The 12667-nt window shown below is 61.0% G+C and carries 13 protein-coding genes and 1 tRNA gene; 12 read left to right on the top strand and 2 right to left on the bottom strand.

Going from position 1 to position 12667, the window contains the following annotated elements:
* On the bottom strand, positions 1-635 hold a 635-nt coding region (locus AC1DUN_RS19045; protein ID WP_477715322.1), incomplete at its 3' end, for a DMT family transporter.
* Between the two features lie 140 nt (positions 636-775).
* On the opposite strand from AC1DUN_RS19045, the gene AC1DUN_RS19040 reads away from it, so the two are divergent.
* From AC1DUN_RS19040 to AC1DUN_RS18985, 12 genes are all read left to right on the top strand, one after another.
* The gene (locus AC1DUN_RS19040; protein ID WP_477715321.1) at positions 776-1189 is read left to right on the top strand and encodes a gamma-glutamylcyclotransferase family protein; all 414 of its coding nucleotides are present in this window, start codon (positions 776-778) and stop codon (positions 1187-1189) included.
* Between the two features lie 350 nt (positions 1190-1539).
* Positions 1540-2859, top strand: a complete 1320-nt coding sequence (gene aceA / locus AC1DUN_RS19035) for an isocitrate lyase (RefSeq protein ID WP_477715320.1) — start codon at positions 1540-1542, stop codon at positions 2857-2859.
* Positions 2860-3026: 167 nt separating this feature from the next.
* The gene (locus AC1DUN_RS19030) at positions 3027-3206 is read left to right on the top strand and encodes a hypothetical protein (RefSeq protein ID WP_477715319.1); all 180 of its coding nucleotides are present in this window, start codon (positions 3027-3029) and stop codon (positions 3204-3206) included.
* Positions 3207-3486: 280 nt separating this feature from the next.
* Positions 3487-5394, top strand: coding sequence for a threonine--tRNA ligase (gene thrS / locus AC1DUN_RS19025; protein WP_477715318.1), 1908 nt, complete (start codon positions 3487-3489; stop codon positions 5392-5394).
* Between the two features lie 104 nt (positions 5395-5498).
* A complete protein-coding gene (gene infC, locus AC1DUN_RS19020) occupies positions 5499-6104 on the top strand; it encodes a translation initiation factor IF-3 (protein WP_413328527.1) in 606 nt (201 codons plus the stop codon).
* A gap of 261 nt (positions 6105-6365) precedes the next feature.
* Positions 6366-6569 (top strand): 50S ribosomal protein L35, encoded by a 204-nt coding sequence (rpmI, locus tag AC1DUN_RS19015; protein WP_007870723.1) that lies wholly within the window; start codon positions 6366-6368, stop codon positions 6567-6569.
* 25 nt (positions 6570-6594) lie between these two features.
* Positions 6595-6954: a 50S ribosomal protein L20 gene (gene rplT, locus AC1DUN_RS19010; RefSeq protein ID WP_007870727.1), complete on the top strand. Its 360-nt coding sequence runs from the start codon at positions 6595-6597 to the stop codon at positions 6952-6954.
* Between the two features lie 181 nt (positions 6955-7135).
* A complete protein-coding gene (pheS, locus tag AC1DUN_RS19005) occupies positions 7136-8200 on the top strand; it encodes a phenylalanine--tRNA ligase subunit alpha (RefSeq protein WP_413328439.1) in 1065 nt (354 codons plus the stop codon).
* Positions 8201-8231: 31 nt separating this feature from the next.
* Positions 8232-10658, top strand: coding sequence for a phenylalanine--tRNA ligase subunit beta (gene pheT, locus AC1DUN_RS19000; protein ID WP_477715317.1), 2427 nt, complete (start codon positions 8232-8234; stop codon positions 10656-10658).
* On the top strand, positions 10655-11032 hold the full coding sequence (locus AC1DUN_RS18995) for an integration host factor subunit alpha (RefSeq protein WP_256375431.1): 378 nt from the start codon (positions 10655-10657) through the stop codon (positions 11030-11032). Before pheT ends, AC1DUN_RS18995 begins: the two co-directional genes overlap by 4 nt.
* A gap of 176 nt (positions 11033-11208) precedes the next feature.
* Positions 11209-11697 (top strand): MerR family transcriptional regulator, encoded by a 489-nt coding sequence (locus tag AC1DUN_RS18990; protein WP_074575302.1) that lies wholly within the window; start codon positions 11209-11211, stop codon positions 11695-11697.
* A 36-nt stretch (positions 11698-11733) separates the two neighbouring features.
* Positions 11734-11810 (top strand) — tRNA-Pro (locus tag AC1DUN_RS18985).
* A gap of 60 nt (positions 11811-11870) precedes the next feature.
* Here AC1DUN_RS18985 and AC1DUN_RS18980 read toward each other — a convergent pair.
* The gene (locus tag AC1DUN_RS18980; protein WP_477715316.1) at positions 11871-12593 is read right to left on the bottom strand and encodes an aspartate/glutamate racemase family protein; all 723 of its coding nucleotides are present in this window, start codon (positions 12591-12593) and stop codon (positions 11871-11873) included.
* Positions 12594-12667: the final 74 nt, after the last annotated feature.

The following is a 12667-nucleotide window of genomic DNA, read 5'->3' as shown; positions in this document are numbered from 1 at the left end:
CACAGGCCCAGCGGCGTGACGAGCGCAAAACCCCAGAGGTTGATCAGGGCCGAAATGCGTTTGGGGCTCAGCACGCCGGTCAGCTTCTTGCCGATCACCGCATAGAAGGCCTCGCACAGGACCGCGCCCACCAGCAGCAGGTTGCCCAGCCAGGCATAACTTGGCGCCAGGCCGGTTTGCGGCCCCGCGGCTGCGTGCCCCGCCGATGGATTTTTGGCCAGCGATACCAGCGCGATGCCGGCCACGGCGCAAGCCACCGCGCCCCATACCCGCAGGCTGATGCGCTCGCGCAGGAAGAGCCAGCTCATGAGCGCGACGGCGGCCGGGATGGACGCCATGATCACGCCGGCCGCGACGGCGCTGGTCATGCTCACGCCGAACAGCATGCAGAGGGAAAACAGGAAGTTGCCCAGGAAGGACTCCAGGAACAGCAGGCGGGTGGTTTGCCGGCTCATGGGAGCCTCTTCAGCCGGTTTTTTGAGCCAGCGCAGCATGGCCGCGCCCCCTATGCCAAAACGCAGCCAGGCGAGCAAGAAGACGGGCAGGGCGGCGACCAGGGGCTTGGACAACGCCACATAGCTGCCCACCAAGGACATGCTGAGCCCGAGACAGGTGTAAGCCACAATGCGGTTCATTAAACTGGGAGTTCCTGTTGCAGCGGCTCTGCGGCCCGTCGGTTGCACAGGCCGGCAGGGGATGCCGGCGCAGGCCGAAATCATGCCTTAGTTTTTTCGGACCGGATCTCCCCACCTTCCGATACCCAGGATTCCAAGCGATGAACGCTCCCGCCACCCGCCATGTTTTTGTCTACGGCACCCTGCGCAAAGGGGAAGAGCGGGACATCAACCGCCTGCGGCCCGCGCCGCAGTGGGTGGGGCAGGCCCGGGTGGCCGGTGTCATGCATCACCTGGGAAGCTACCCGGGCCTGGTGCTGGGCGGGACGGGTGTTGTGCACGGCGAGGTCTATGCCGTCAGCCCCGAACTGGAGCGGGTGCTCGATGAGATCGAAGAGGTCTGGCCGCAGCAAACCGGTGAATACGCCAAGCGCGAAGTGATGGTGCAACTGGACACGACGCCGGCGCGCGAACTGCTGTGTGTGCTCTATGAAATTTCGCCGGAGCGCACCCTGGGCAAACCCGTCATTGCCGGTGGCGATTGGGTGCTGCACCGCACCGGCCGCCAGGCCTGAATTTCAGGGCGCCTGCTGCAAGCGCCCAGGCCCTTTTTTGCTCCTGGCTCAAGCGCGCTGCCGCTGCGCCGTTTTCGCCCTGCGCGGGCAGCGCCGCATATTTCACGATCCAATAAATTAATTTCACAATACAAAAATCGTAAATGCTGCGCTGCGCAAATATTTCTCAATCCGAGAAATATGATTTTGTATTGCGATATTTTATTAATAGTTTGTTGATTTTATTGAATTTTATTTTTGTCTTATATAAGACATAAGAGCTTCACAAAGTCTTGTAGAAGACTTAAAGTGAGTCCATCGCAGTCACCACTTTTTCTCTTCTTCAATTCTTTCAACTCAAGGAGCCCACCATGCCACAAACCCTGACTGAACAACTGAGCCGCGACCAGCAGATTTCCGCCCTCGAAAAAGAATGGGCCACCAACCCCCGCTGGAAGGGCATCAAGCGCGGTTACAGCGCGGCCGACGTGGTGCGCCTGCGCGGTTCCTTCCCGATTGAACACACGCTGGCACGCCGCGGCGCCGAAAAACTCTGGAACCTGGTCAACAACGAGCCTTATGTGAACTGCCTGGGTGCGCTCACGGGCGGCCAGGCCATGCAGCAGGTCAAGGCCGGTGTCAAAGCGATTTACCTCTCGGGCTGGCAAGTCGCCGCCGACAACAACAGCTATGCCTCCATGTACCCCGACCAGTCGCTGTACCCGGTCGACTCCGTGCCCACCGTGGTTGAGCGCATCAACAACACCTTCCGCCGCGCCGACGAGATCCAGCACTCCAAGGGCATAGACGCCGGCGACAAAGGCTACATCGACAACTTTGCGCCCATCGTGGCCGATGCAGAAGCCGGTTTCGGCGGCGTGCTCAACGCCTTCGAACTGATGAAGGCCATGATCAAGGCCGGCGCCGCCGGCGTGCACTGGGAAGATCAGCTCGCCTCGGTCAAGAAATGCGGCCACATGGGCGGCAAGGTGCTGGTGCCTACGGCCGAAGCCGTGCAAAAACTGGTGGCAGCCCGCATGGCCGCCGACGTCTGCGGCGTGCCCACGCTGGTGATTGCCCGCACCGACGCCGAAGCGGCCGACCTGCTGACCAGCGACTACGACGAAAACGACAAGCCTTTCATCACCGGCGAGCGCACGTCCGAAGGCTTTTACAAGACGAAAAAAGGCATTGACCAGGCTATCAGCCGCGCCATCGCCTACGCCCACTACGCCGACCTGGTGTGGTGCGAAACCGGCACGCCCGACCTGGAGTTCGCCAGGAAGTTCGCCGAAGCCRTGCACAAGGTGCACCCCGGCAAATTGCTGGCCTACAACTGCTCGCCGTCCTTCAACTGGAAGAAAAACCTCGACGACGCAACCATTGCCAAGTTCCAGAAGGAGCTGGGCGCGATGGGCTACAAATACCAGTTCATCACCCTGGCCGGCATCCATTCGATGTGGTTCAACATGTTCGACCTGGCCCAGGACTACGTCAAACGCGGCATGTCGGCCTATGTCGAGAAGGTTCAGGAGCCTGAATTCGCGGCGCGCGACCGCGGCTACACCTTTGTGTCGCACCAGCAGGAAGTTGGCACCGGCTACTTCGACGAAGTCACCACGGTGATCCAGGGCGGCAAGTCCAGCGTGACCGCGCTGACCGGTTCCACCGAAGAAGAGCAGTTCCACTGAACTGCTTTCACTCCAACGCTTACCCAGATGCTGGAGCCTTCACGGGCGCAGCTTTCAGCCCGGACAGGAACTTAGGGCCTGTCCGGGCTTTTTTGCGGGTGCTTTTTGGCGTAGAGTGCAGTCTGTTACATAGAACACGACTTTGAATATCAACTGGAGGGGCTGCCGTGTCGGACTTAACCGTGGGTTTCAAGCGTATTGCCTGTCCCGATTGCGAGGGTTCCGGTGAACTGCGCATCGAGAGCGAAAACATCAACGAACATTTCGAGGTCGAGAAGCAGACCGTCATCACCGAATGCCCGCGTTGCCTTGGCCTGGGTTTTCTGCCGCCGAGCTCGCCGCAATAGCGCTTCATGACCGCCAAATGCGCGGTGTGGGCGGCGCCCAGCCAACCTGCCGTAAAATACGCGCATGCAATCAATCAAACTGGAAACAGGAAGGATCGTTCGGGTTATGACACCGCGAACTAGGCCCTCGTCCGTTTTCTGGAGTCATCCAGGGCGCTAGTCCGCACCCCTTGGTGATTGTTAGCTACATCATTCATAGCTTAAATCCAAATACCCCTCCATCAAAGCGCGGCATGTTCCGCGCTTTTTTGTTTTCCCATTTCTCCTAAAAATTCATCCCATGATCCAGATCACGCTCCCCGATGCCTCCAAGCGCGAATACCCGCAAGCCGTCACGGTCGCCGAAGTCGCCGCCTCGATAGGCACCGGCCTGGCCAAGGCCGCCCTGGGCGGCAAGGTCGACGGCAAGGTGGTGGACACCAGCTACCTGATCGCCAAGGACAGCGCGGTTTCCATCATCACGGCCAAGGATGCCGACGGGCTGGAGATGATCCGCCACTCCACGGCCCACTTGCTGGCCTATGCCGTGAAGGAGTTGTTCCCGGATGCGCAGGTCACCATTGGCCCGGTGATTGAAAACGGCTTTTTCTACGACTTTTCGTACAAACGCCCGTTCACGCCGGAAGACCTGGTCGCGATCGAAAAACGCATGACGGAGCTTGCGGCCAAGGACGAGCCGGTGACGCGCCGCGTGCTGCCGCGCGATGAGGCCGTGGCCTACTTCAAGAGCATAGGCGAGCACTACAAGGCCGAAATCATCGCCAGCATTCCGGCCAATGAGGACGTCTCGCTCTACCGCGAGGGCGCTTTTGAAGACCTGTGCCGCGGCCCCCACGTGCCCAGCACGGGTAAGCTGAAATTCTTCAAGCTCATGAAAGTGGCCGGCGCCTACTGGCGCGGCGACCACCGCAACGAGATGCTGCAACGCGTCTACGGCACGGCCTGGGCCACCAAGGATGAACTCCAGCAATATCTGACGATGCTGGAGGAGGCCGAAAAACGCGACCACCGCAAGCTCGGCAAGGAACTGGACCTGTTCCACATCGACGACCATGCGCCCGGCCTGGTGTTCTGGCACCCCAAGGGCTGGACGGTCTGGCAAGGCGTGGAGCAGTACATGCGCAAGGTCTACCAGGACAACGGCTACCAGGAGGTCAAGGGCCCGCAGATCATCGACAAGACGCTGTGGGAGAAAACCGGCCACTGGGACAAATACCGCGACAACATGTTCACGACCGAGAGCGAAAAGCGCGAATACGCGCTCAAGCCCATGAACTGCCCCGGCCACATCCTGATTTTCAAGCAGGGCATCAAGAGCTACCGCGACCTGCCGCTGCGCTACGGCGAATTCGGCCAGTGCCACCGCAACGAGCCTTCGGGCGGGCTGCACGGCATCATGCGCGTGCGCGGCTTTACGCAGGACGACGGCCATATCTTCTGCACCGAGGACCAGATCCTCAAGGAATGTGTGGACTACACCACCCTGCTGCAAAAGGTGTACGCCGATTTCGGCTTCAAGAACATCATCTACAAGGTCGCCACGCGCCCCGAGGCACGAATCGGCTCGGATGAAAGCTGGGACAGGGCCGAGCACGCGCTGATGGAAAGCCTGCGCGCGTCCGGCTGCGAGTTTGAGATCGCCCCCGGCGACGGCGCGTTTTACGGCCCCAAGATCGAGTACACGCTGAAGGACGCCATAGGCCGCCAGTGGCAGTGCGGCACCATGCAGGTCGATTTTTCGATGCCGGAGCGCCTGGATGCCGAATACGTCGGCGAGGACGGAAACCGCCACCGGCCGGTGATGCTGCACCGCGCGATTGTGGGCAGCCTGGAGCGGTTTATCGGGATTTTGATCGAGGAACATGCCGGCGCGCTGCCGACCTGGCTGGCCCCAGAGCAGGTTTCGGTCCTCAATATCACCGATTCCCAGGCCGAATATGCCCGGGAAGTTGCCAAAACGCTGCAAAATCAAGGGCTTAGGGTCAACCTGGACCTGCGCAATGAGAAAATTACGTATAAAATACGGGAGCACTCGATGAAAAAGCTGCCTTACATCCTGGTCGTGGGCGACAAGGAGAAGGAAGCCGGATCCGTTGCAGTGCGCGCCCGGGGTAACAAAGACCTTGGAGTGATGCCTCTCGATGCGTTTGCCCGGCAAATCGCCTCTGACATCGCACAAAAAGCCTGAATCGCCGACAAACTCGCCAGAGTTTGCTGGGATTGAGCTTCTCGTCCTTGTGGGACGGGCGCAAGCCGCTATAGCTTTTATAGCAAGAGTTAAAGGATAGAACCATCGCTACTGAATTTCGTGACCGCCGTCACCGTGAAGAACGCAAGCACCGCTTGAACCGTGAAATCATGGCCCCCGAAGTGCGTCTGACCGGGCCGGACAACGAGCCTTTAGGCATTGTCAGCATCGCGGAGGCCTTGCGCCTGGCAGGTGAAGCCGACGTTGACCTTGTTGAAATCTCCCCCACGGCGGTTCCGCCCGTGTGCCGGTTGATGGATTACGGCAAGTTCAAGTACGCCGAGCAGAAGAAAGCGGCGGAAGCGAAGTCCAAGCAAAAAGTGATCGAGATCAAGGAAGTCAAATTCCGGCCCGGCACTGACGATGGGGACTACAACATCAAATTGCGCAACATCAAGCGCTTTTTGGAAGAGGGCGACAAGTGCAAGATCACCTTGCGCTTTCGCGGTCGCGAAATCACGCACCAGGAACTGGGCTTGGCCCTGCTGGCGCGGATTCGCGACGAATTGGCGGATTTGATTGTGGTGGAGCAGTTCCCCAAGCTTGAAGGCAGGCAGATGGTCATGATGATCGCGCCGGGCCGCAAGAAGCCCGGCGGCAAGCCGGCTGCGGAAACTGCGGCAGCACCGGCGCCTTCGGCCACGGCCTGAGGGTAGCCAGAAGAAATACGGGTTTGCCGGATTGATCCGGCGGACCTTTGAGGGGATGCCGCAAGGCGTTTCCTGTGAGGGTAGGCGACAAGCCTGTTTTCCGAAAGTGGCGGGGTCAAACCCGTTGCGACCAGCGGATGTTGCAAAACATCCGCCGGCAGTGGCAGGTGTCATTACCCGCCACTGACAAGTGGCTCGGGGCCATCAAGTCTGCGGAAGGTTCGCAGCGCCTCACGAGCACAAATGAAAAGGAGCATTTACATGCCCAAAATGAAGACCAAGAGCGGCGCTAAAAAGCGTTTCCGCGTTCGTCCGGGTGGTACCGTCAAGCGCGGCCAAGCCTTCAAACGTCACATCCTGACCAAGAAGACCACCAAAAACAAACGCCATCTGCGTGGTGCGGTGACTGTCCATGAGACCAATATGGGTCACATGGCACAGATGCTCCCAGGCCAGGGCATTTAATTAACGACGAACAAGGAGTACACACATGCCTCGCGTCAAACGTGGTGTAACGGCTCGCGCCCGCCACAAAAAAGTTTTAACCCTTGCAAAAGGTTTCCGCGGCCGCCGCGGCAATGTCTTCCGTATCGCCAAAGAAGCGGTAATGAAGGCCGGGCAATATGCCTACCGTGACCGCCGTACCAAGAAGCGCGTGTTCCGCCAGTTGTGGATCGCCCGTATCAATGCTGCAAGCCGTTCATTCGGCCTGACCTACAGCCAGTTCGCCAACGGCCTGAAGAAAGCCGGCATCGAGATCGACCGCAAGGTTCTGTCCGACATGGCCATCAATGACAGCGCTGCTTTCGGCGCCATCGTTGAACAGGTGAAAGCCAAGCTGGCCGCCTGATTTTCAGGCCAGGCAGTATTGACGCTATTCAATCACTGCCTACGCAAGAAAATAAGGGCTGGAGCTTGAAAAGGCTCTGGCCCTTTTTTATGGTTTTTTCCGCAGTGCTTACTCTCAGCTGGCGTGATGCGAGTGCTGCCGAAAGCGCCTTTGCCGTTTTGTATTTCGAACAAGAGAACGTATGACCCAACCTGATGCCCTCCAAGAACTGGTCAGCAGCGCCCAGGCCAGCTTTGCGCAGGCCAATACGCCCGCTGACCTGGAAAACGCCAAAGCGCAGTTTCTGGGCAAGACCGGCCGCGTGACCGAGTTGATGAAGGGCATGGCGGCCCTCAGCGTGGAAGAGAAAAAATCCCGCGGCGCCGCCATCAACCTGGCCAAGCAGGCCATTGAGGCAGCGCTGAACGCGCGCCGCCAGGCGCTGGCCGATGCCGAACTGCAAAAGCAGCTCAAAGCCGAAGCGCTTGACGTGAGCCTGCCCGGCCGCCAGCGCGTGCAGGGCGGCCTGCATCCGGTGTCGCTGACGCTGGAGCGCATCGAAGGCATTTTTGGCTCCATGGGTTTCGACGTGGCCCAGGGTCCCGAGATCGAGACCGACTGGTTCAACTTCACCGCGCTCAACACGCCGGAAGACCATCCGGCGCGGTCCATGCACGATACCTTTTACGTCGAAGGCGGCACCGAGGCCGCGCCCAACCTGCTGCGCACCCACACCAGCCCCATGCAGATCCGCTATGCGGTGCAGCATGTCAAAAAACACCGCGCCCTGATTGATGCCGGCGGYCGCATGCCTGAGATCCGCGTCATCGCGCCGGGCCGCACCTACCGCGTCGACAGCGACGCCACCCACTCGCCCATGTTCCACCAGTGCGAAGGCCTGTGGATAGGCGAGAACGTGAGCTTCAAGGACCTCAAGTTCGTCTTCACCGATTTCTGCCGCACCTTCTTTGAAAGCGACGACCTGGTGCTGCGTTTTAGGCCCAGCTTTTTCCCCTTCACCGAGCCCAGCGCCGAGATCGACATCCAGTTCCAGACCGGCCCGCTCGCCGGCCGTTGGCTGGAAGTGGCCGGCTCCGGCCAGGTGCACCCGAACGTGGTGCGCAACATGGGCCTGGACCCCGAGAAATACATCGGCTTTGCCTTCGGCATGGGCCCGGACCGCCTGACCATGCTGCGCTATGGCGTCAATGACCTGCGCCTGTTCTTCGACGGCGACATCCGCTTCCTCTCGCAGTTCCAGTCATAAGCCACAAGAACAAGAACAACAAGGTCTCACCATGCAATTCCCAGAATCCTGGTTGCGCGAATTCTGCAACCCGCCGCTCAACACCCAGCAGCTCGCCGACACCCTCACCATGGCCGGCCTGGAGGTCGAAGAGCTCAAGCCCGTGGCACCGCCCTTCACCAAGATCGTCGTTGGTGAAATCAAGGAGGCCGTGCAGCATCCTGATGCCGACCGCCTGCGCGTCTGCCAGGTCGACGTGGGGCAGGGCCGCCTGCTCAACATCGTCTGCGGCGCGCCCAACGCCCGCGTCGGCATCAAGGTGCCCTGTGCCCTGGTCGGCGCCGAACTGCCGCCCGGCGAAGACGGCAAACCTTTCCTGATCAAGGTCGGCAAGCTGCGCGGCGTCGAAAGCCAGGGCATGCTGTGCTCGGCGCGCGAACTCAAGCTCTCCGAAGACCACGGCGGCCTGCTCGAACTGGCCGCCGATGCGCCGCTGGGCCAGGACATCCGTGAGCACCTGCGGCTGGACGACACCCTGTTCACCCTCAAGCTCACGCCCAACCTCGCGCATTGCCTGAGCGTCTACGGCGTCGCGCGCGAAGTCGCCGCGCTCACCGGCGCGCCGCTGCACACACCGTCCATCCCGGCCGTGGCTGCGGTCGATGCCACCAAAGTGCAGGTCAAGATCAGCGCCCCCGATCTCTGCGGCCGCTTTTCGGGTCGCGTGGTGCGCAACGTCAACACCAAAGCCGCCACGCCGCAATGGATGGTGGACCGCCTGGCGCGCTGCGGCCAGCGCAGCGTGACCGCGCTGGTCGATATCTCCAACTACGTGATGTTCGAGCTGGGCCGCCCCTCGCATATCTTTGACCTCGACAAGATCCACGGCGGGCTCGACGTCCGCTGGGGCAAGCCCGGCGAGACGCTCAAGCTGCTCAACGGCAATACCGTGACGGTCGACGAAAAGGTTGGCGTGATCGCCGACGATGCCCAGGTTGAGTCCCTGGCCGGCATCATGGGCGGCGACGCCACCGCGGTGTCCGACGACACGAAACATGTTTACGTGGAAGCCGCTTTCTGGTGGCCCAAGTCCATCGCCGGCCGTTCGCGCCGCTACAACTTCTCGACCGATGCAGGCCATCGTTTCGAGCGCGGCGTTGACTCCGGCCAGACCGTGGAGCACATCGAGCGCATCACCCAGCTGATCATCGACATCTGCGGCACGCCGCAAACCGTGTGCGGCCCCATGGACGACCAGCAGGTCAACGTGCCCAAGGCGGCGCCCGTTACGCTGCGCGTGGCGCGTGCCGCCAAGGTGATCGGCATGCCGCTGACGCAGGCGCAATGCCTGGACGCGCTCCAGCGCCTGGGCTTGCCGGTGACGCAAGGCGAGGGCACCCTCACGGTGACGCCGCCCAGCTACCGTTTTGATTTGCAGATCGAGGAAGACCTCATCGAAGAGGTGGTGCGCATGGTGGGCTACCAGCAGTTGCCCGACATGCCGCCGCTGGCGCCCATCACGGCGCGGCTGCGTCTTGAGGCCGAGCGCAGCCCCTTTGCCGTGCGCCGCGCGCTCGCTTCGCTGGGTTACCAGGAAACCATCAACTTCAGTTTTGTGGAGGAGCGCTGGGAGCACGAACTCGCCGGCAACGCTAACCCCATCAAGCTGCTCAACCCGATCGCCAGCCAGATGAGCGTCATGCGCTCCTCGCTGCTGGGCTCGCTGCTGCAGGTGCTCAAGTTCAACCTGGACCGCAAGGCCTCCCGCGTGAACGTGTTTGAGCTGGGCCGTGTTTTCCTGCGCGATGCCCAGGCCCAGAACACCGACACCAGCGTAGCCGGCTTCAACCAGCCCATGCGCGTGGCCGGCCTGGCCTACGGGCCGCGGGCCGCCCTCAATTGGAGCCAGTCCGACAAGGCGGTGGATTTCTTTGACGTCAAGGGCGATGTCGAGGCTTTGCTCGCGCCGCTCCAGGCGGTCTTTGCGCCCGCCGCGCATCCCGCCATGCACCCCGGCCGCTGCGCCAGCGTGTCGGTGGGCGGCAAGGCCATAGGCTTTGTGGGCGAGTTGCATCCGCAGTGGCGCCAGGGCTATGACCTGGCCCAGGCGCCGTTGCTGTTCGAGCTCGAACTGGACGCAGTCCTGCAGCGCCCGGTGCCTGAGTTCAAGCCGGTCAGCAAACTGCAACCCGTGGAGCGCGACATCGCCGTCATCGTGCCGGAGGGCGCCACGCACGCCGCACTCATGGCGGCCATCCACGGCGCGGCCACGCAAGGCCTGCTCAAGGACGCCACCTTGTTTGACGTCTACAGGCCGCAGCAGGCCAGCGCCAGCATGCAACTGGGTGAAAAAAGCCTGGCCGTGCGCTTGGTGCTTTCGAGTGACACCGCTACACTGACCGACGAGGAGATTGAGGCGGCCGTTCAGGCGGTTCTCGCGAATCTGCAGGGTCAACTCGGGGCGCGACTGCGTGCCTGAGGCTTCCACGAACCTTCCAAAATAAAAAACGCCAGGAGCACTGCCGCATGGAATTTTCTGTAGAAAGCCTGGAGACCCCGGCGCTGACCAAGGCGCACCTTGCCGAATTGCTGTTTGAGCAGATCGGGCTCAACAAACGCGAATCGAAAGACATGATCGACGCGTTTTTCGACCTGATTTCAGACAGCCTGGTGGACGGAAATGATGTAAAAATTTCCGGTTTTGGCAATTTCCAGATCCGTACCAAGGCGCCGCGCCCCGGCCGCAACCCCCGCACCGGCGAAGCCATCCCCATCCAGGCCCGCCGCGTGGTCACTTTCCACGCCAGCCACAAGCTCAAAGACCAGATCCAGGGCGAAAACCCGGCCGAATAAGCTGGGCCGCGCTCCGGTAGCACAGACACCCGTCTTATTGCACCGCAGCGATGAGTTGGTAACTTCGTGTTACTTGTGTGACGGAGCAACAGATTTCAAAAAAGCCAAGCAACTCTTTGCGCTAACTTTCGACTTAGAGTAGATTTGGAGGTTTCCTCCTTAGCGCATTGATTTAATTGGAGAAAACTCTTCCACCCATTCCGGCGAAACGCTATTTCACTATCGGTGAAGTCAGCGATTTGTGCGGCGTCAAACCTCACGTGCTCCGTTATTGGGAGCAGGAGTTTACGCAGCTGCGCCCGATGAAAAGGCGCGGCAACCGGCGCTACTACCAGCACCATGAGGTGCTCATGATCCGGCGCATCCGCGACCTGCTCTACGACCAGGGCTTCACGATCAGCGGCGCGCGCAACAAGCTGCAGGAAATCGTCCAGATCGAACGCGACAAGCGCCGCAACGGAGAGGTCATGCTCGACGGTGTTGAAGTGCTTGAAGGCGGCGATTCGCTGCTCGAGGATTTTGAGGATTCCACCGACCACGCCGACTTTGAAGACAGCGAACCCGAGGGCGCAGACCTGCCCACAGGGGCTGCCGCGCAGCAAAGGTTGCTGCTGGTGCGCCGCGAGTTGTTCGAAATCCGTGATCTCCTGAGCAACAACCACTGAGAAGTGCTTTGCAGCAGGCTATAATCTAAGGCTTGTCGGTGTGTGGCGCAGCCTGGTAGCGCACTTGCATGGGGTGCAAGGGGTCGAAGGTTCGAATCCTTTCACACCGACCATTAAAACCAGCAGAGAGCCGGTTAGCTAACGCTAACCGGCTTTTTTGTTTCTGCTTGCGATTACGCCGCGGCGGCAGCGCCTTGCACCGCCCGGCGAAGCGCGGCCCGCGCCAGCAGGCGTGTCGAGTCCAGGGTCGGCAAGGGCGAGTTCGCGTCGCTCATGATCAGCGGAATCTCGGTGCAGCCCAGCACGACGGCATCGCAGCCAGCGCCTTTCATGCGCGACATGACTTGCTGGAAGCAGGTGATCGCCTCGGGTTTGAACACGCCGCACACCAGCTCGTCCATGATGATGCGGTTGATCTCGTCGCGTTCGGCGTCGGTGGGCCGCAGGTAGTCCAGCCCGCGCGCGCGGAGTTTTTCAGGGTAGACCTCGCTGTCCACCAGCCAGCGGGTCCCGGTGATGCCCAGGCGCAGAAAACCGCGCTGCGCGGCCTCCGCGGCGACGACCTCGGCAATGTGCAGCCAGGGCAGGGGCGAGCGCGCTTCAACGTGAGCGAAGGCCTGGTGAATGGTGTTGTCGGGGCAGATCAGGAAATCGGCACCCGCTGCCTTGAGCTTATGGGCCGAGGCCAGCATGATCTCGCCTACGCCACGCCAGTCGTTTTGGTAAATGCAGGCCATGTAGTCGGAGAGCGAAGGCGTGTGCAGCGATACCTCGGGATGGGCATGCGGGCCCAGCAGCTTGGCGCCTTCGGTGCAGATGGTCTGGTAACAAAGCGCCGCGCCTTCCGCGGAGCAGCCGACGATGCCGATGTGTTGGGGTTTGGTGCTGGGGTTCATGGGCTTGGGTGGGTGTTGATGTGCGAAGGCCTGTTTGCCGGCACTTGTTGGATCAGCTAGCGCCGCTGCTGCGT

Source organism: Polaromonas sp. P4_F6, from assembly GCF_056401275.1.
Note: the sequence above shows the minus strand (reverse complement) of the source record. Positions and strands in the feature narration are given on the sequence as shown.

Bases quoted from the DNA above. Each gene is read 5' to 3' on its own strand.
- AC1DUN_RS19040 (WP_477715321.1), top strand. From the start codon at position 776: ATGAACGCTCCCGCCACCCGCCATGTTTTTGTCTACGGCACCCTGCGC.
- pheT (WP_477715317.1), top strand. From the start codon at position 8,232: ATGCAATTCCCAGAATCCTGGTTGCGCGAATTCTGCAACCCGCCGCTC.
- rpmI (WP_007870723.1), top strand. From the start codon at position 6,366: ATGCCCAAAATGAAGACCAAGAGCGGCGCTAAAAAGCGTTTCCGCGTT.
- thrS (WP_477715318.1), top strand. From the start codon at position 3,487: ATGATCCAGATCACGCTCCCCGATGCCTCCAAGCGCGAATACCCGCAA.
- rplT (WP_007870727.1), top strand. From the start codon at position 6,595: ATGCCTCGCGTCAAACGTGGTGTAACGGCTCGCGCCCGCCACAAAAAA.
- AC1DUN_RS18980 (WP_477715316.1), bottom strand. From the start codon at position 12,593: ATGAACCCCAGCACCAAACCCCAACACATCGGCATCGTCGGCTGCTCC.